At 69.2% G+C, this 18345-nt stretch carries 15 protein-coding genes and 1 pseudogene; 7 read left to right on the plus strand and 9 right to left on the minus strand.

All coding sequences use genetic code 11. From position 1 onward, the window contains the following. Positions 1-394: 394 nt before the first annotated feature. On the minus strand, positions 395-1210 hold the full coding sequence (locus G3I17_RS29190) for a prephenate dehydratase (protein WP_239063033.1): 816 nt from the start codon (positions 1208-1210) through the stop codon (positions 395-397). 102 nt (positions 1211-1312) lie between these two features. Next, complete coding sequence (locus G3I17_RS29195; protein WP_164600838.1) at positions 1313-2116, minus strand: lysophospholipid acyltransferase family protein; 804 nt, start codon at positions 2114-2116, stop codon at positions 1313-1315. Positions 2117-2303: 187 nt separating this feature from the next. On the opposite strand from G3I17_RS29195, the gene G3I17_RS29200 reads away from it, so the two are divergent. Next, entirely contained in the window at positions 2304-4631 is a 2328-nt protein-coding gene (locus tag G3I17_RS29200) for a M64 family metallopeptidase (RefSeq protein ID WP_164600839.1), read from the plus strand. A 4-nt stretch (positions 4632-4635) separates the two neighbouring features. Here the strand turns inward: G3I17_RS29200 and G3I17_RS29205 are convergent, their stop codons facing one another. Genes G3I17_RS29205 through G3I17_RS29215 form a run of 3 tightly spaced genes read right to left on the minus strand, consistent with a single transcriptional unit; the run spans position 4636 to position 6424 of the window. Further along, a complete protein-coding gene (locus G3I17_RS29205; protein WP_343238451.1) occupies positions 4636-5640 on the minus strand; it encodes an NAD(P)/FAD-dependent oxidoreductase in 1005 nt (334 codons plus the stop codon). Next, positions 5565-5870: an FAD-dependent oxidoreductase gene (locus G3I17_RS29210; RefSeq protein ID WP_164600841.1), complete on the minus strand. Its 306-nt coding sequence runs from the start codon at positions 5868-5870 to the stop codon at positions 5565-5567. The genes G3I17_RS29205 and G3I17_RS29210 overlap by 76 nt, the downstream gene beginning before the upstream one ends. Continuing rightward, positions 5870-6424: a TetR/AcrR family transcriptional regulator gene (locus G3I17_RS29215; protein ID WP_164600842.1), complete on the minus strand. Its 555-nt coding sequence runs from the start codon at positions 6422-6424 to the stop codon at positions 5870-5872. The genes G3I17_RS29210 and G3I17_RS29215 overlap by 1 nt, the downstream gene beginning before the upstream one ends. A 156-nt stretch (positions 6425-6580) precedes the next feature. Here G3I17_RS29215 and G3I17_RS29220 point away from each other — a divergent pair, with 156 nt between their 5' ends. From G3I17_RS29220 to proB, 6 genes and pseudogenes are all read left to right on the plus strand, one after another. Beyond that, positions 6581-7408, plus strand: coding sequence for a TIGR03936 family radical SAM-associated protein (locus G3I17_RS29220; protein ID WP_164600843.1), 828 nt, complete (start codon positions 6581-6583; stop codon positions 7406-7408). A gap of 145 nt (positions 7409-7553) precedes the next feature. After that, positions 7554-10982, plus strand: coding sequence for an Rne/Rng family ribonuclease (locus G3I17_RS29225; RefSeq protein ID WP_239063026.1), 3429 nt, complete (start codon positions 7554-7556; stop codon positions 10980-10982). A 147-nt stretch (positions 10983-11129) separates the two neighbouring features. Next, the gene (gene rplU, locus G3I17_RS29230) at positions 11130-11474 is read left to right on the plus strand and encodes a 50S ribosomal protein L21 (protein ID WP_164600991.1); all 345 of its coding nucleotides are present in this window, start codon (positions 11130-11132) and stop codon (positions 11472-11474) included. Between the two features lie 7 nt (positions 11475-11481). Beyond that, a complete protein-coding gene (gene rpmA, locus G3I17_RS29235; protein ID WP_020388387.1) occupies positions 11482-11742 on the plus strand; it encodes a 50S ribosomal protein L27 in 261 nt (86 codons plus the stop codon). 180 nt (positions 11743-11922) lie between these two features. Then, a pseudogene (obgE, locus tag G3I17_RS29240) lies at positions 11923-13314 on the plus strand (GTPase ObgE); the annotation flags it as partial. A 304-nt stretch (positions 13315-13618) separates the two neighbouring features. Beyond that, entirely contained in the window at positions 13619-14740 is a 1122-nt protein-coding gene (gene proB, locus G3I17_RS29245; protein WP_203590930.1) for a glutamate 5-kinase, read from the plus strand. Between the two features lie 87 nt (positions 14741-14827). Here proB and G3I17_RS29250 read toward each other — a convergent pair whose 3' ends face one another. From G3I17_RS29250 to G3I17_RS29265, 4 genes are read right to left on the minus strand one after another with little or no spacing between them, the layout of a single operon-like run. Continuing rightward, positions 14828-15238 carry a universal stress protein gene (locus tag G3I17_RS29250; protein WP_164600846.1) on the minus strand — a complete coding sequence of 137 codons (411 nt, stop codon included), beginning with the start codon at positions 15236-15238 and terminating at the stop codon, positions 14828-14830. Between the two features lies 1 nt (position 15239). Then, positions 15240-16751, minus strand: coding sequence for a tripartite tricarboxylate transporter permease (locus tag G3I17_RS29255; RefSeq protein ID WP_164600847.1), 1512 nt, complete (start codon positions 16749-16751; stop codon positions 15240-15242). After that, the gene (locus tag G3I17_RS29260) at positions 16751-17242 is read right to left on the minus strand and encodes a tripartite tricarboxylate transporter TctB family protein (RefSeq protein WP_164600848.1); all 492 of its coding nucleotides are present in this window, start codon (positions 17240-17242) and stop codon (positions 16751-16753) included. Before G3I17_RS29260 ends, G3I17_RS29255 begins: the two co-directional genes overlap by 1 nt. Beyond that, positions 17242-18246, minus strand: coding sequence for a tripartite tricarboxylate transporter substrate binding protein (locus tag G3I17_RS29265; RefSeq protein WP_164600849.1), 1005 nt, complete (start codon positions 18244-18246; stop codon positions 17242-17244). The genes G3I17_RS29260 and G3I17_RS29265 overlap by 1 nt, the downstream gene beginning before the upstream one ends. Positions 18247-18345: the final 99 nt, after the last annotated feature.

The following is an 18345-nucleotide window of genomic DNA, read 5'->3' on the forward strand; positions in this document are numbered from 1 at the left end:
GCCCGCCGCCCGCCGCCCGCCGCCCGCCGCCCGCCGCCCGCCGCCCACCACCGACCACCACCGACCACCACCGACCACCGACCACCGACCACCGACCACCGACCACCCACCGCCCACCGCCCACCGCCCACCGCCGACCGCCCGCGCCGCCCGCGGCCAGGCTCCACTTTGTGCACGGGCTGAGCGTCCGTCGCCGCGATCCACGCTCACGTCGTGCACAAGGTCGCCCGACCCCTTGCGCCAGGTTTCACTTTGTGCGCGACGTGAGCAACCAGACCCGGGCCAAGTGCTCACGTCGTGCACAAAGTGGCTCGCGGCGCGAGGGGCGCGGCGCGAGGGCGCGGCGAGGGGCGCGGCGGGCGCGCGGGGCGAGGTGGGGGGCTAGTGGTGGGGGCTAGTGGTGCGGGCGGAGGGCCCGGTTGGCGGCTGGTTCGGCGATCTGCTCGCGGAACGGGTGAGCAGGGTAGACGCCGAGCAGGCGGACCTCGACGGAGAAGAAGGCGAGCTCCTCCAGCGCGAGGGCGACGTTCGGGTCCTCGGGGTGGCCCTCGACGTCGGCATAGAACTGGGTCGCGAAGAACGAGCCGCCGAGCTGGTAGCTCTCCAGCTTGGTCATGTTGACGCCGTTCGTCGCGAAGCCGCCCATCGCCTTGTAGAGCGCGGCGGGCACGTTCCGGACCCGGTAGACGAAGCTCGTGATCGTCGGCCCCGAGCCGGCCGCGGGCACCTGCGGCTCGCGGGACAGCACCAGGAACCGGGTGGTGTTGTGGTGCTCGTCCTCGACGTCCTCGGCCAGGATGTCCAGCCTGTAGAGCCCGGCCGCGGCGACCGGCGAGAGCGCGGCGACGGTCGGGTCTTCGAGCTCCGAGACCTCGCGGGCCGCACCGGCGGTGTCGTCGGCGACGACCGTCGACCAGCCGTGCTCACGGATGATCTTGCGGCACTGGCCGAGCGCGTGCACGTGGCTGCGGACGGTCTTGATCGACTCGATCGCAGTACCGGGGGTGGCCAGCAGCTGGAAGTGGATCGGCAGGAAGAACTCGCCGATGATGTGCAGCCCGGAGTCCGGCAGCAGGTGGTGGATGTCCGCCACCCGGCCGGCGATCGAGTTGTCCACCGGGATCATCGCCAGCCCGGCGCGACCAGTGCTGACCGCTTCGAGGGCGTCCTCGAAGGTCGTACAGGGCAGCTGTTCGCGGTCGGGAAACATCTCGGTGCACGCCATCGCCGAATTGGCTCCTGGCTCACCCTGGTACGCGATAGGTCCGTCCACGGTTTCCCAGCCTAGTGCCACCCTGTCTCACCCCTTGACTCAGGTGTCCGACTTGCGGACTTTCTTGGGGGCGCCGGTGGTCGCCCGGCCCTCCAGCGACTTGGCCTTGGTGGCGTACATGTCGACGTACTCCTGGCCGGACAGTTCCATGATCCGGTACATGATCTCGTCGGTGACGGCGCGCAGGATGAGCCGGTCGCCCTCCATCCCCTCATACCGGGAGAAGTCCAGCGGCTCGCCGAACTTGATCGTCGGCGAGGCCAGCGAAGCGACCACCTTGCCCGGGGGAGCGACCACGTCGGTGCCGATCACGCCGACCGGGATCACCGGGACGCGGGCCTCCAGCGCGAGCCGGGCGACGCCGGTCCGGCCCTTGTAGAGCTTGCCGTCGTGGGAGCGGGTGCCCTCGGGGTAGATGCCGAACAGGTCGCCGCGTTCCAGCACCTTCAGGCCGGCTTTGATCGCGCCCTCGGACGCCGAGCCGCCGGACCGGTCGATGGGGACCTGGCCGGTGCCCTTGAAGAAGCCGCGCTGGAACCGGCCCTTGATCCCGGCCCCGGTGAAGTAGTCCGACTTGGCGACGAAGGTGACCCGGCGGCGCAGCACCAGCGGCATGAAGATCCAGTCCGCGTAGGACAGGTGGTTGCTCGCGATGATCGCCGGACCGATCTCGGGGATGTTCTCGCCGCCCTCCACCTTCGGGCGGAAGATGCGCTTGACCGGCGGGCCGACCACGACGTTCTTCAGCACCCAGTAGATGCCCTTGCCATCGCCGTCACCGGCGTTGTCGACCGAGCGCTCCGGCTCCGGCTCGAACTGCGGCGACTGTGCCGGTTCCGTCATCGATGTCCTTTCCTCACGTTTCCCCGAGCCCTCATGATGCCGTACGGCGCCCCGGCCCGCTCCTGGCCGCTGGCAAGTTTCGCCGCGCGGGAACCGCTGACAACTCCGGGGCCGGCTTCGTAGGCTTCTCACGGCGGGCTCGCCGCGAGCCATTCCGGGGCGCTGGGGAACTGGGGAGGGCCGGGTTGTGAGGACTCGTTTCAAGGCCGGACGTCTGATCGCGTTGCTGGGTGTCGCCGCAGCGGCCTTCGGCGGTGTCCCGCTGGCGGCCAGTGCGGGGGAGCCCGCCGCGGCGCCCCTCGTGGCAGGCGCGGCGACGGTGGTGCCGTTGCAGGTGACCGGGCCGGCGTCCTCGCGGTTCAACCTGGTGGTGATGGGTGACGGTTACACGGCCGCCGATCTGCCGAAGTTCCGCGAGCAGGTGGACAAGCACCTGAACGTGCTCTGGAGCATCGAGCCGTTCAAGACCTATCGCAACTACATCAACGTGTACGCCGTCGAGATCCCCTCGCCCGAGAGCGGTGTCGACTGCGACCCCAACCTGACCTCGCCCAAGGTCGACACCCCGCTCCAGATGGGCTTCTGGGGTGGCTGCAACCCGGGGTCCGTCCAGCGCCTCCTCACGGTCAGCGCGACCGCCGCGGCGCAGTACGCCGATCTGGTTCCCGGCACGACCACGGCCAACCGGCAGATTCTTGCTATCGGCAACAGCAACACGTACGGCGGCGCGGGTGGTACCTACGCGACGGCGTCCGGTGGCAACGCGCTCTCCGCGCTGATCACGCCGCACGAGCTCGGCCACTCGCTCGGCGGGCTCCAGGACGAGTACGACTACTACGCTCGCGGCGACCGCGGGGCGGCGTACGAGGGTCCCGAGCCCTCGTCGATCCACCACACGCTGCTGACCGAACAGCAGTTGCTCGACCAGCAGAAGAAGTGGTTCCGCTGGCTGGGGGAGCCGTCCGAATCCGGCGGTCCGATCGGCCGCTACGAGGCGGGCATGTACGCCGGCAGCGGCGTCTGGCGGCCCAGCAAGCACTCGATGATGAAGGTCCTCGGCTACTACTTCGACCAGGTCTCCCGCGAACGCATGACCCAGCGAATCTCCTCCCGAGCCACCCTCATCCAAGCCAGCACCCCACCCGGCCCAGTAACCCCCACCCAGGTCGTCTGGCTCCAAACCCTCCACCCCGCCAGCCACGAGTTGACAGTCACCTGGACCCTCGACAACACCCCCCTCCCCACCAACAACCAACGCTCCATCAACCTGAGCACCGTCCCTCTCACCCCCGCCCCCCACACCCTGACCGCCAAAATCACCGACCCCACCACCTTCGTCCGAGACCCCGCAGTAAAAGCCTCCCCAGCCCTCACCGCCACCCGCACCTGGACCATCACCCCAGCCCCAGCCCCAGCCCCAGCCCCAGCCCCAGCCCCAGCTGCCGCCGCCGTCCAGCCGACTTTCACCACCTCGACCTCTACCGAGCACCCGGTGAATGCGGATGAGGTGGTTTATGTGGAGACGACCCAGTCGGACACCGAGCAGCCCCCGGTCGAGTGGCGGGTCGACGGAGTGGTGACACCCAACCCGGGCAACGACCGCGACCTCCCTCTCGCCCCGCTCAACCTCACCGGCCGCCACACCCTCACCGCCACCACCGGCACGGACACCCGCACCTGGGAGATCGACGGCGCAGGCCCGACCGTCGACCCCACCCTGTCCAAGCCACTCCTCAAGATCACCAAGCCCACCGGCCCGGAGTACATCTACAACGACGCCTTCACGATGGGCCTCAAGGCCACGGACGACAGCGCCGGTTACGTCGTACCGGAGTTCCGCGTCGACGGTGATGGTTGGTACAACTACTACGGCTGGCCCACCGACGCCAACGCCCCCTTCAAGTTCACCGCCGAGGGCACCGAGATCGACCAGCTCGTCTACGGCAAGCTCGGCGCCCCCCGGGTCGTCCCATGGGACAACGTCCCCTCGGGCTACGGCCGCCACCAGGTCGAGTACCGCGCGATCGATGCCCCCGGCAACATCGCCACCCCGGGCCGGTTCGCCGTCACGTTGTTGCGCCCCGCACCGACCTGCACCACCACCATCACCGGCATCCGCAACGGCCCGCTCACAGTGGATTCCGGCGTGACCTGCCTGACCAATGCCACCATCAACGGCCCGGTCGCAGTCCGCGAAGGCGCCTCACTGGTTGCCACCGACACCAAAATCTCCGGCCCGGTCAACGCCACCAAAGCGGCAGACCTCCACCTGCTCCGTACGGCGGTCAGCGGCCCGGTGACCCTCACCGGTACCACCCGAAGCGCAGTCCTGGTCGGTACGACCGTCAGCGGCCCGGTCTCCGTGACCAAGGCGAGCACGTCGGACCCCGTAGTACTGGCCGGCAACACCATCAACGGCCCGCTGACCTGCTCCTCCAACGCGGCCGCACCGAGCAACCTGCAGGCCCCCAACCACGTCTCCGGCCCCCGAGCCGGCCAATGCAGCGGCCTCTGACCGCCTACTCGAAGATGGCCCTGCGCACGGGCGGCACCAATCCGCAGAAGCGGAAGAACCCACGTGCCGTCCGGCGCAGGACCCGGCTCCGGGAAGCCGCCAGTTTCGTGTACCGCTGCGCCTCCGCAGCCGCGCCGAACCCGTGCGCCCGCATGGCCGACTCGTAGCCCCGAACAGCCTCAACCAACGACCGCTCACCGCTCTGTACCGCCGTCAGCGCGGCGCAGAGCGTCCGGGCGTCGAACAGTGCAGCGTTCCCACCAAGCCCGCCGACCGGCGGCATCGGATGGATCGCGTCACCCAACAGCGTCACCGGGCGGCTCTCCCAACCGCTGACTCGCTGCCCGGCGGTGAAATCGAAGCTCTGGATCGACGACGGGTCGGACTCGCCGACCAGCCGCCGGAGGTCGGGATGCCAGCCGCCCAGGCGGGCCAGAACGTGACCCTGCAGGTCGGCCGGCAACGCCGAGCGATGAGCGACATAGGCCCACATCACGTAGTCCGAGTCGGTGGTGTCCGAGGGGTCGCGGCGCCGGAACACCGACGTGAACAGGAAGTCCCGCCGGGGCAGGATCATGTTCTTGCTGCTGGTCAGCTGCACCGGTAGCCAGGCCTCGGTCTCTGGCGTGAGCGCGAGCTTCCCACCGATCCCGATCGCCCGCGGATCGGCGTACCCGGCAGCCGGCAGCAGCTGCCGCCGAACCACTGATCGCACCCCGTCCGCGCCGACCAGTACGTCGCCGGTCGCGGTGCTGCCGTCGTCGAAAGTCGCTGTCACCGCCCCGGATGCAGAGACCTCGTAGCCGGTGAAGACCTTCCCGAAGCGCACGACGGTCCCCAGCCCGGACAACAAGATGGCGCGCAGGCTGACCCGGCTGACCGAGTGCACGGCGCGCACCGGATCCGACGAGTCCGCGTTGCTGTACTCCCGCATCAGCAATCGCAACTGCTCGTCGAAAACCCCATCCCTGGCCCTGGATCGCCTGCTGTAGCGACGAATCGGTCCCACAACGCACTGGGCAGACAGTGATGGAGCGCCTCGCTCCCGACGGGCTCGATGTTCAACCGGTACCCCTGCGTCCGCGCATCGGGTGCGTCGTCGCGCTCGAAGACGGTGACGTCCATACCGGCCCGGTGCAGCCCCTGGGCCAGGCAAAGTCCGCCGATGCCACCCCCGATGACGAGCACTCGAAGGCGGCGCCCGCGATTGTGCTCGTCCCACCCCGCGAGCCGGTCCATCAGCCGGCCAGCCTGAGCGCGAGGGAGCGCAGTACGGCGTCCGCGGTGGCCGGGTTGAGGCTGGCGCCCTTGACCGCGCCGATGATCAGGTCAGCCGTCGTCGTCGCCGGTGTGTCCGGTGCTGCCTGGGCTTCCTCGATCAGCGTGATCAGCGACTTCCGCCACCCCGCTTCGCGGCTCGCCACGAGTTCTGCGACCTCGGGATCGCGCATCGCCCTGAGATCCAGCTCCCGTAGTACGACGAAAAGCTCGGGGTTCTCGGTGATCTTGGCGCCCTGCGTGTGCAGGTGCTCGCGGAGGCGCTCGGCCGGGTCGCCGTCCGCCGGGGTGGCGCGCAACTGAGCGGTCGCGTAGTCGGCGACGGCGGTGATCAGGTCCTGCTTGCCAGGGAAGTAGTGATGGATCGTCGTGTGGTCGATCCCCGCCGCCGCGGCCACCGCGCGCAGCCGCAGCCCACCGATCCCGTGCTCGACGATGCCCTGGAACGCCGCCCGCACCAGCGCCTCGCGACGCTCGACCCCGGCCGCCTGCAGTCCCCGTTTCGTCCCCGCCATCACTTTCCCCTCTCCACCAACCACTTGGTGGAGAGAATGACGGGGGACCGGCCCGGTTGTCAACCACCGCGGCGCCACAGCCTCCCGGTACGCCGGATCGCGCCGAGCTGGGCCGGAGATGCGAGGCGACGGCGGTTCAGCTGCGAGAATGCCGCTGTGGCACCAGTACAGGCTCCGCCGTCCCAGCAGCTCCCCGCGGTCCAGAAGTTGCGGATCCGCTTCGCCAAGCGCGGGCGGCTGCGATTCACCTCGCACCGCGACTTCCAGCGCGCGTTCGAGCGGGCCGTCCGGCGGGCCGAGCTCCCGGTGGCGTTCTCGCACGGCTTCAGTCCGCACCCGAAGATCTCGTACGCCGGTGCCGCGCCGACCGGAGCCGCCTCGGAGGCGGAGTACCTGGAGATCTCGCTCACACACGAGCGCGACGCCGAGCAGGTCCGGGCCGACCTGGACGAGGCATTGCCGCCCGGACTGGACGTGGTCGAGGTGGTCGTCGCCGGGCCGGGAGCGCTGGCCGACCAGCTGGAGGCCAGCGAGTGGCTGATCGCATTGCCAGGCGTGGATCCGGCCGAGGCCGAGCCGGCCGTCGCGGCGTTCCTCGCCCGGGAGGAAATTCTGGTCGAGCGCATGACCAAACGGGGGCTTCGCTCGTTCGATTGTCGGGAGGCCGTTCTCCGACTCACCGTCGGCAGTGAACCGGTGCCGGTTGCGACGTGTGCGATACTGCAAGTGGTGTTACGGCACGGAACCCCGGCCGTGAGACCCGACGATGTTCTCGCCGGCGTACTGCAACTAGCGACGCTCCCGGTGACGGGCCCGGCTCTTCTGACCAGGCTCGCCCAGGGCCCGCTCAGCGCGGAAACCGGCACTGTGGACGATCCGCTCGCTCGTGACCGCGACGCCACCCAGGCGACCGCGACCGGCCAGGCGGTTGACCAGCAGACGCATGTAGCGGAGGGCGACGCCGCCGCTCCAGTAGTGCCCTGAGGGCGCTGCAAGGAGCGGATCCAGAAGGCTTCCGCCGTACCGGATTTGCACCCGGCAGCGGCGAACCGTGACCGCCAGCTGGCAGCGCCGGACCCGTGACAGGGGCCGCAGGGTGCGCCGGAGGGCCTGAGGAGACCCGCACCACATGCTCGACAACGAGCCGACCACCAACGAGGCAGCCGACACGGCCGCCACCGCCCCCACAACCAGGCGCGCTGCCAAGCAGCCCGCCGCCAAGCAGGCGCCGGCCAAGAAGGCGACCGCCCGCAAGCGCACGACCAAGAAGGCTGCTGCGGCCGTCCCGGCTGAAGCCGAGGCCGTCAGCACCCAGTCCGATGCCGAGACCGCTGACCCGGCGCCCGCGCCGGCCAAGAAGGTCACGGCCAAGCGCACGGTCAAGAAGGCGGTCGCCAAGCGCCCCGCCAAGAAGGCCGCCGCGAGCGCCACCACCCAGGACTCGCTCCTGGACACGGGCGACGCCCCGGCCGCCGAGACCGCTGAGCAGCCTGCTCCGGCGCGTACGGCGAAGAAGACCACCACCCGCAAGCGCACCACGAAGAAGGCCGCCGCTGCCCCGCAGCCCGACCTCCTCTCCGCGGACACTCCGCTGACCGACGGCCCAGTAGCCGCCGCCGAGCTCCCCGAAGAGCAGCTGACCGAGGAAGAGCTGGCCGCCGCCGAGGCAGCAGCGGCCGAGATCGCCGCCGCGGAAGCAGCAGCGCTCCTAGCAGCCACCGAGGCTCCGGCTCGTAGGTCGCGCCGCCGCGCTCCGGCAGCCGCTGCCGTGCTGTTCCAGGCTCCGACTGAGGTGCCCGCAAAGGCCGCAGCAACCAGCGCGGTCGAGGCCACGCCGGAAGCCACGCCCGACGAGGCGCCCGCCGGCCGTCGTACCCGCCGTCGTTCCACGGCCGCCGAGCGTGCAGCCGAGGCCGCCGCAACCGCCGAGGTAGTCGAGGTCGAGGCGCAGGAGACCACCGAGGTTGCCGACGAGCAGCCCAGCACGACCCGTCGTCGCCGCAGCCGGCGCACGCGGGACGCCGAAGAGGTCGCCGCGGACCGCGCCGAGCCCGTGCTCGACCAGGCGCGTGACACCGAGGCCGATGACGACACCGACGAGAACGATGCCGAAGCCGACGAGAACGACGGCGAGGAAGGCGAAGCGACCCGTCGTCGCCGTCGCCGCCGTGGTGGCCGTCGCCGCCGCAAGGCCGGTGAAACCGACTCCGACGACAACGCCGACGAGGTCGACGAGTCCGACGAGGACCAGCAAGACGATGACTCCGAGGACGGCGACCAGAACGCCGAGTCCGACGACGAGGCAGAAGGCTCCGGTACTTCGTCGCGCCGCCGCCGTCGCCGTCGTCGCCGCAAGGGCGAGGATGCCGGGATAGCCGCCGACGACCCGGACGAGACGGTCGTCCGCGTTCGCGAGCCGCGCAGCAAGACCGTGAACAACGAGATCACCGCGGTCGAGGGCTCGACCCGCCTGGAGGCGAAGAAGCAGCGCCGCCGCGAGGGCCGCGCCGCCGGTCGCCGCCGCGCGCCGATCGTCACCGAGGCCGAGTTCCTGGCCCGGCGCGAGTCGGTCGAGCGGACGATGGTGATCCGGGTCCGTGGTGACCTCACCCAGATCGCGGTCTCCGAGGACAACGTCCTGGTCGAGCACTACGTCGCCCAGGAGGAGCAGGTCTCGCTGATCGGCAACGTGTACCTGGGCCGCGTCCAGAACGTGCTGCCCAGCATGGAGGCCGCGTTCATCGACATCGGCAAGGGCCGCAACGCGGTCCTGTACGCCGGTGAGGTGGACTGGGCGACCCTCGGTGGCGCCAACGGCCCGCGCAAGATCGAGTCGGTGCTCAAGTCCGGTCAGGCGGTCCTGGTCCAGGTGACCAAGGACCCGATCGGCCACAAGGGCGCCCGGCTCACCAACCAGATCAGCCTGCCCGGCCGTTACGTCGTGTACGTACCGCGCGGCGGCAACGGCGGGATCAGCCGCAAGCTGCCCGACACCGAGCGCAACCGGCTCAAGGGCATCCTCAAGGACATCGTCCCGGACGAGGCCGGCGTGATCGTGCGCACCGCGGCCGAGGGTGCGACCGAGGAGGAGCTGACCTCGGATGTCAGCCGCCTGCAGTCGTACTGGACCGAGATCGACAAGCTGTCGAAGGGTGGCCAGGCGCCCGCGCTGCTGCACGGCGAGCCCGACCTGCTCATCCGGGTCGTCCGCGACCTGTTCACCGAGGACTTCTCCAAGCTCGTCATCTCTGGTGACGAGGCCTACGACCAGGTCAAGGAGTACGTCGCGTACGTCGCTCCGCACCTGGCCGACCGGGTGGAGAAGTGGGACGACGGCAGCTCCGGCGACGTCTTCTCGAACTACCGGATCGACGAGCAGATCAAGAAGGCGCTGGACCGCAAGGTCTGGCTGCCGTCGGGTGGTTCGCTGATCATCGACCGGACCGAGGCGATGACGGTCGTCGACGTCAACACCGGGAAGTTCACCGGCTCCGGGGGAAACCTCGAGGAGACGGTCACCAAGAACAACCTGGAAGCGGCCGAGGAGATCGTTCGCCAGCTCAGGCTGCGCGATATCGGCGGCATCATCGTGATCGACTTCATCGACATGGTGCTGGAGCTCAACCGCGACCTCGTACTGCGCCGGCTGGTGGAGTGCCTGGGCCGCGACCGGACCAAGCACCAGGTCGCCGAGGTGACGTCGCTCGGGCTGGTCCAGATGACGCGCAAGCGGATCGGGACGGGCCTGCTGGAGGCGTTCAGCGAGAACTGCGACCACTGCGGTGGCCGTGGGCTGATCCTGCACGACGAGCCGAAGGAGTCCCGCCGCCGGCAGGACGACGGCCGCGGTCGTGGCCAGCAGCAACAACAGCACTCGCACGACCAGAAGCCCGAAGGCGAAGCCGCCAAGAAGACGAGCCGGAGCCGCAACCGCGGCAAGGGCCGTCGCGACGGTGGCGAGGAAGAGTCGACCCACAACGGCGACGCAGCCCAGCGCCTGGCCCAGATCGCTGCCGCGTCGAACGGCGAGCCGGCTGCTCCGCACGCCGAAACGCCGGCTACTTCGTACGCCGGCTCAACTGCGGAGGGGTCGGCAGCGACTCACTCCCAGGGTGGGGCCGACGACGCTCACGCCGCGAGCGGTCAGCCGCAGGCTGACGCTCACGCCGCGTCCGACGCGCAGGCCGAGCAGGTCTCGGCGGGCGAGGCTGCCGCTGAGGGCGACAAGCCCGAGGGGACGAGCCGTAGGCGCTCCCGTGGGCGGCGCTCGCAGGGCGGCCGGTCGCAGGGCGATCAGCAGGCTGAGCAGGCCGGTGGCGACCAGCCCCAGGCCGCGCAGGACGACCACTCGCAGGGCGATCAGGCCCACGGCGACCAGTCGGAGGGCGACGACGGTGAGAAGGCTCAGCAGAACGGTTCTGGGCGTAATGGGACCCCTCGCCGGCGGCGGAGCAGCCGTGGGCGGGGTAAGGCCGCGGACAGCGGTGACAGTGATTCAGGTAACAACGGATCCGACACCGGAGTGAGCACTCCGGAGCTGGCGTCCACCCCAGTTTGACCCACTCATGACGCGCGCCGTATTCTTGTCTTTCGGCGCGCGTCATGCGTGCCTCCTTTTTTGTGGCACGAGCGTGGGCCGCAGAAATTTGGCGGCCTGTGCAGGCCCCTTGTTAAGACTTCCGAACAATAGAGAGTGAGATCCACGGTGTACGCGATCGTGCGCAGTGGCGGCACCCAGCAGAAGGTCGCCGTCGGCGATGTCATCGAGATCGACAGCCTGACGGACCAGGTCGGCGACAGCGTTTCGCTGACCGCAGTCCTCGTCGTCGATGGCGACACCGTGACGACCGATGCCGCCGCTTTGTCCAAGGTGGCCGTCTCGGCTGAGGTCCTCGGCCGTACCAAGGGCCCGAAGATCCACATCCTCAAGTACAAGAACAAGACCGGTTACCGCAAGCGCCAGGGGCACCGCCAGCACTACACCCAGGTCAAGGTCACCGCGATCGACGCCAAGAAACTGTCTTCTTCCGGCGAGAAGAAGGGGAGCTGATTCAAAAATGGCACACAAAAAGGGAGCAGCGTCGACCCGTAACGGTCGCGACTCCAACGCGCAGCGGCTCGGCGTGAAGCGCTTCGGCGGCCAGCTGGTCAACGCCGGCGAGATCATCGTTCGCCAGCGCGGCACCCACTTCCACCCGGGCACCCTGGTCGGCCGTGGTGGCGACGACACGCTCTTCGCGCTCGCCGAGGGCAAGGTCGAGTTCGGCGTCCGTCGCGGACGTCGCGTCGTCAACATCGTCCCGGCCCCGGCGGAGTAACACCGCCACCCGGTTCGAGTCACAAGCCTTTTCGAAGGGCGGGTCCGCGGAATAGCGCGGCCCGCCCTTCGGCTATGTACAGAGAGCTTTGCGCAGCCAGCTGCGTACGGAGCCTGTCCAGAGGCCGTTCCACAGCAGAAGTAAGTTCTCCCAGCAGGAAGTAGAGATACACCGATGGCGATCCCCAGCTTTGTCGACCGGGTCACGGTGCACGTCACCGGCGGCAACGGCGGAAACGGCTGCGCCTCGGTGCACAGCGAGAAGTTCAAGCCACTCGGTGGCCCCGACGGCGGCAACGGCGGTGACGGCGGCAGCATCATCCTGCGCGTCGACCTCGACCAGACCACGCTCGTCGACTACCACCGCTCCTCGCACCGCTCCGCCACGAGCGGTATGCAGGGCAAGGGCGATCACCAGGCCGGCAGCAGGGGCGGCGACATCATCCTGCCCGTCCCGGACGGCACAGTGATCAGTACTCCGGAAGGCGAAGTGCTGGCCGACCTGATCGGCGCCGGCTCCGAGTACATCGCGGCCGCCGGCGGCAAGGGCGGTCTCGGTAACGCCGCCCTGGCCAGCTCCAGCCGTAAGGCTCCCGGCTTCGCCCTGCTCGGCGAAGACGGTGAAGAGCGCACGATCGTGCTCGAGCTCAAGGTCGTCGCGGATATCGGCCTGGTCGGCTTCCCGAGCGCGGGCAAGTCCTCGCTGATCGCCTCGATCAGCCGGGCCCGCCCGAAGATCGCGGACTACCCCTTCACCACCTTGATCCCCAACCTGGGTGTCGTCGTCGCCGGTGAGCACATCTTCACCGTGGCCGATGTGCCGGGCCTGATCGAGGGTGCGAGCGAGGGACGCGGTCTCGGCCACGACTTCCTGCGCCACGTCGAGCGCTGCGCCGCGCTGGTGCACGTGATCGACTGCGCGACGTACGAGCCCGGGCGGGACCCGCTGAGCGACCTCGACACGATTGAGGCGGAGCTCAAGGCCCACGGCGGCCTGGAGGACCGGCCACGGCTGATCGCCCTGAACAAGATCGACGTGCCTGATGCCAAGGAGATCGCCGAGATGGTCACGGCGGAGCTCGAAGCGCGCGGCCTGAAGGTGTTCTCGATCTCGACGGCGAGCCACGAAGGCCTGGACGGGCTGAAGTTCGCGATGGCCGAGATCGTCGCCAAGCGTCGCGCCGAGGAGGAGAAGCCGGACACCACCCGGATCATCATCCGGCCACGCGCGACCGGTGGCCAGGAGTTCAAGGTCAAGAAGACCCCCGAGGGCGGCTGGCTGGTCCAGGGCGACAAGCCCGAGCGCTGGGTCCGGCAGACCGACTTCACCAACGCCGAGGCGACCGGCTATCTGGCAGACCGGCTGAACCGGCTCGGGGTCGAGCGCGAATTGCTCGAGCTGGGCGCGGTGGCGGGCGACGAGGTGACGATCGGCGACGGCCCGAACGCGGTCGTCTTCGACTTCGCTCCCGAGGTCCAGGCCGGTGCGGAGCTGCTGTCTCGCCGTGGCGAGGACCAGCGGCTGGACGAGGACCGTCCGGCGGCGCAGCGCCGCAAGGACAAGGACTACCAGTACCACGCACTGCGGGAGGGCGAGGTCGAGCGCCCGGCCGACCTCTCGGAGTACGGCAAGGGCTGGGTCGAGGACGAGGTCGACCTGACCCCGGCGGAGGCGAAGGCGGCTCAGAAGGCGGCCGAGAGGCTGGCGCGCAAACAAGCCCGCGAGCAGGCCGCCGCCGACGAACTGGAGTCCGAGCGCCTGTACGCACTCGGCGAGGTCATCGACATCGATGCCGAGAGCAACAACTAACACACACCTGACCGGAGGCCGCCGACGACGCCGGCCTCCTCTCAGCTCCCACTAGTCAGGAACACTGATGCGGGACATGAAACAACGGGTTGAGGTCGTCAAGGCCGGGCGGATCGTCGTGAAGGTCGGTTCGTCGTCGCTCACCCAGCGCGGCCGGATCGATCTCGACCGGCTGCGGCTGCTCGTCGACGCGATCGCCGCGCGGTGCGTCGAAGGTACCGAGGTCGTGCTCGTCTCCTCCGGGGCGATCGCGGCCGGCCTCGCGCCGATGGGCCTGCGGTCGCGACCGCGTGACCTCGCGACCCAGCAAGCGGCCGCTTCGGTCGGCCAGGGCCTGCTGATGGCCCGCTACAGCGACGCCTTCGCCGCCCACGGACTCCGCGTCGGCCAGGTGTTGCTGACCGTCGACGACGTCACCCGCCGAAGCCACTACCGCAACGCCTACCGCACCTTCGCCCGCCTGCTCGAGCTCGGTGTCGTCCCGATCGTCAACGAGAACGACACCGTCGCAACGACCGAGATCCGCTTCGGCGACAACGACCGGCTGGCCGCGCTGACCAGCCACCTCGTCCACACCGACCTGCTCGTGTTGCTCTCCGACGTGGACGGCCTGTACGACGGCGACCCACGCAAACCTGGTACGACGATGATCACCGACGTCCACGGACCCGCTGACCTCAAGCCGCTCCAGATCGGCCGCACCGGCAGCTCCGGCGTCGGCACGGGCGGTATGCAGACCAAGGTCGAAGCCGCCGCAATCGCCACCGAGGCAGGGATCCCGGTCGTACTGACGTCCGCCGCCCGCGTCGGCGAAGCCCTCCGCGGCGACCCGGTCGGCACCCTCTTCCACCCGACCGGCCGCCGCCGCAAAACCCGCCTACTCTGGCTCGCCCACGCGACCTTGGGGCAAGGGCGCCTCCTGCTCGACGAAGGCGCCGTCCGAGCCGTCACAGAACGCCGCAGCTCCCTGCTCCCAGCCGGCATCACCGCCGTCGAGGGCACCTTCTCGGCCGGCGACCCGGTCGACCTCATCTCACCCGCAGGCGCAGTAATCGCCCGCGGCCTGGTCAACTACGACTCCACAGAACTCCCCGACCTCCTAGGCCGCTCCACCCGAGACCTAGCCCGCGAACTCGGCCCAACCTACGAGCGCGAAGTCGTGCACCGGGATGACCTGGTGCTTCTCTGACCTGTCTCGTACATACCGACAGGAAGTAGTCGGCCGTGTGGCCGGTCGCCACGCTCATCGAGGCGGCGGCCGGCCGCGGTATCGGCACTACATCCTGTCGGTATGTACGGGAGACTTCACTGCCAGCACTGGGCATTCGGCTTCCAGGAGGATGGTTTGGGCCTGGCTGCCGAGGATGAGTTTGCCGACCGGGGTGCGGCGGCGGAGGCCGATCACGATGAGTTCGGCGTTCAGCTCGTCGGCCAGCCGGAGGATCTGATCGGCTGCATCTTTGCTCGCCACCAGTTGGGTCAGCTCGTGCTCGACGCCCGACTCCGCGAGCCGCTGTTCGACCGACTGCCACTCGGCATCGGACGCGAATCGCTTGTCCACCAGGGATTCGCCGCGGGACGAGTTCACCACCACGAGCCGTTGCCCGCGCAGCTTTGCCTCGTCGATGGCGCTGTCCAGTGCCGCGACGCCTTCGGGGGTCGGCACGTAGCCGACTACGATCGCCATCTCAGTCTCCTACCTTGGCCAGTTCGGCGGGCTCGCGCTTGCGGAGTCGCGCGACAAGCGGCGGCACCACGAGTACGAGCAGGATCACGAAGTACACGATCTTCGAGAACCACGTGTTGGTGAGTCCGCTGACATGCCCGTCGCTGATCTGCAGCGCCCGGCGCAACTGCTCCTCGGCGGTCGGCCCGAGGATGATGCCGATGATCGCGGGTACTACGGGCAGCCCGAACCGCCGCATCCCGAACCCGAGCGCGCCCAGGATGAGCAGCAGCCACAGGTCGAAGGTCGACAGGTTGGCCGCGTAGGCCCCGATGCTGGCGAAGAACAGGATCCCGGCGTACAGGTACGGCCTCGGGATCCGCAGCAACTTGGCCCACATGGGTGCCAGTGGCAGGTTCAGCAGGAGCAGGATCACGTTGCCGATGAACAGGCTGGCGACGAGACCCCAGACCAGCTCGGGTTGCGTCTGTAGCAGCCGCGGCCCCGGCTGGATGCCGTACCCCTGGAAGGCGCCGAGCATCACCGCGGCGGTCGCGGTGGTCGGGATCCCCAGCGTGAGCAGGGGAACCAGACCACCCGCGGCCGACGCGTTGTTCGTCGCCTCAGGACCGGCGACGCCCTCGATCGCACCGTGACCGAACTCTTCAGGGTGCTTGCTCAGCTTCTTCTCGGTGACGTAGGACAGGAAGGTCGGGATCTCGGCGCCACCGGCCGGGATCGCGCCGAACGGGAAGCCGATCACCGTCCCGCGCAGCCACGGTTTCCACGACCGGCGCCAGTCCTCCCGGCTCATCCGGGCGGCGCCGACGGTGATGATCTCGGCCGGCGTACGGCGCAGGTGGGCCGCGATCCACAACGCCTCGCCGACCGCGAACAGGCCAACCGCGACCACCACGACATCGATGCCGTCGGCAAGCTCCGGCAGGCCGAGGGTGAGCCGTTGCTGGCCGGACGTCGGGTCGATCCCGATGGTGCCGACGAGCAGGCCGATCGCGAGCGCCGCCAGGCCACGGATCTTCGACGAGCCGAGCACGGTGGTGACCGCGATGAAGGCGAGCACCATCACGGCGAAGTAGTCCGGAGCGCCCATCTTGATCGCCAGCTTGACGATCCCCGGCGCGACCAGCGCCAGTGCGAGCGTACCGATGGTGCCGGCGATGAACGACCCGATCGCAGCGGTGGCCAGAGCGGCAGCCGCTCTGCCCTTGCGGGCCATCTTGTTGCCTTCGATCGCCGTCACCACCGACGCGCTCTCACCCGGGGTGTTGAGCAGGATCGAGGTGGTCGAGCCGCCGTACATGCCGCCGTAGTAGATCCCGGCGAACATGATGAACGCCTGGGTCGGTTCGAGCGTGTAGGTGAGGGGGAGGAGCAGCGCGATCGTCATCGCCGGGCCGATCCCGGGCAGTACGCCGATCGCAGTGCCGAGCAGGACGCCGACGAAGGCGTAGAGCAGGTTGGTCGGATGGGCCGCGGTGGCGAAACCGTTCAGCAGTTCGGTGAGCGAGTCCATCAGAGGATTCCCTTGAGGATCCCGACCGGCAGCGCGATGCCGAGGCCGAGGTTGAACAGGTACCAGGTACTGACCGACAGGGCGACCGAGATGATCGCGTTGCGGATCAGGTGCCGGCTGCCGAGCGCGAACGTCGTACCGAAGAACAGCACGGCGCCGGAGACGGGCCAGCCGAGCCGGTCGATCAGCAGGATGTTGGCGACGAACGCGACGACCAGCAGCCCGAGCGTCTTCCAGTCACTGCCTTGCGACAGGTCGACGTCCTCGCCTGCTTCCTGCTCGCCGCGGCCGCCGCGGAGGATGTCCACCGCGAGCAGGACCGCCGTGACGACGAGCAGGATGCCGACCGCGACCGGCACCGTCTTCGAGCTGACCGGGCTGCGGCTCACCAGGTCGGGCAGCCGCGACGCGTCGATCAGGGCCCAGGCGCCGAGGACCAGGAGGAGGAGGGCCACCCCGAGTTCGGAGCGGCCCTGCTTCACGACGCTCATCAGGCGACGAGACCCAGCTCTCGCAGTACGCCGGCGACCCGGTCGTTCTCCGAGTTGAGGAAGGCCTTGAACTCGTCACCGGTCTGGAACGCGTCGGTCCAGCCCTGGTCGGTCAGAGTCTTCTTCCACTGCTCGGAGCCGTGCATCTTGGTGAGCAGGTCGATGTACTGCGCCTTCTTCGCGTCCGGCAGCCCGGGCGGCGCGACGATGCCGCGCCAGTTGGTGAAGACCAGGTCGACGTTCAGGCTCTTCAGCGTGGGCGCGTCGATCCCTTCGACCTTGTCCGCGCTGGTGACGGCGAGGATCTTCACGTCACCGGACTTGGCCTGCTCGGCGACCTCGCCGATACCGGTGGCGGCGAAGGAGACCTTCTTGCCGAGGATCGCGGTCAGCAGCTCGCCGCCGCCGTCGTACGGGACGTAGTTGACGTCCTTCGGCTGTACGCCGACCGCCTTCGCCAGCAGCATCGGGGTCAGGTGGTCCGGGCCGCCCGCGTTGGACGCGCCGCCGACCGGCACCTTGCCCGGGTCGGCCTTCCAGGCCGCCACCAGCTGGTCCAGAGTCGTGTACGGCGAACCCTTCGGTACGACGATCGCCTCGGCCTCCTCGACCATCTTCGCGATCGGGACGGTGTCCTGCAGGGTCGCCTTGGACTTGTTGGTGAAGACGGCCCCGACGACGCCGAGGCCCATCTGCATCAGCAGGTCCTCTTTGCCCTGCTCGTTGACGAGGCGCTGCAGACCGACCGTGCCGCCGGCGCCGGCGGTGTTGAAGACCTCGACGGTGTCGGACAGCTTGGCGTCCTGCATCGCCTTGGCTGCGGCGCGGGCAGTGGTGTCGTAACCGCTGCCGGGGGAGTTGGGGACGAGGATGCGCAGGCCCTTCACCGGGCCGGAGCTGGAGCCGCCCGAGGCGTTGTCGTCGGCGCTGACGCCACAGCCCGCCGCTACGACGGCGAGCGTTGCGACAGCGGTGATACTGGTGAACCACGTCCGTGCTCGCACGGCAGTCTCCTTGCTTTCGGCTTTCGGTGGTGCGGGTTGCCCGTCAGCGTGGCGTGGTCCGGTTACGGTGTCATCGTTACTACCGCAAACTCAGTTGTG

Source organism: Streptomyces sp. SID13031 (genome assembly GCF_010548305.1).
Taxonomy (GTDB): Bacteria; Actinomycetota; Actinomycetes; order Propionibacteriales; family Kribbellaceae; genus Kribbella.

Bases quoted from the DNA above. Each gene is read 5' to 3' on its own strand.
- G3I17_RS29190 (WP_239063033.1), bottom strand. From the start codon at position 1,210: ATGTTTCCCGACCGCGAACAGCTGCCCTGTACGACCTTCGAGGACGCC.
- G3I17_RS29195 (WP_164600838.1), bottom strand. From the start codon at position 2,116: ATGACGGAACCGGCACAGTCGCCGCAGTTCGAGCCGGAGCCGGAGCGC.
- G3I17_RS29210 (WP_164600841.1), bottom strand. From the start codon at position 5,870: ATGGACCGGCTCGCGGGGTGGGACGAGCACAATCGCGGGCGCCGCCTT.
- G3I17_RS29215 (WP_164600842.1), bottom strand. From the start codon at position 6,424: ATGGCGGGGACGAAACGGGGACTGCAGGCGGCCGGGGTCGAGCGTCGC.
- G3I17_RS29225 (WP_239063026.1), top strand. From the start codon at position 7,554: ATGCTCGACAACGAGCCGACCACCAACGAGGCAGCCGACACGGCCGCC.
- rpmA (WP_020388387.1), top strand. From the start codon at position 11,482: ATGGCACACAAAAAGGGAGCAGCGTCGACCCGTAACGGTCGCGACTCC.
- proB (WP_203590930.1), top strand. From the start codon at position 13,619: ATGCGGGACATGAAACAACGGGTTGAGGTCGTCAAGGCCGGGCGGATC.
- G3I17_RS29250 (WP_164600846.1), bottom strand. From the start codon at position 15,238: ATGGCGATCGTAGTCGGCTACGTGCCGACCCCCGAAGGCGTCGCGGCA.
- G3I17_RS29255 (WP_164600847.1), bottom strand. From the start codon at position 16,751: ATGGACTCGCTCACCGAACTGCTGAACGGTTTCGCCACCGCGGCCCAT.
- G3I17_RS29260 (WP_164600848.1), bottom strand. From the start codon at position 17,242: ATGAGCGTCGTGAAGCAGGGCCGCTCCGAACTCGGGGTGGCCCTCCTC.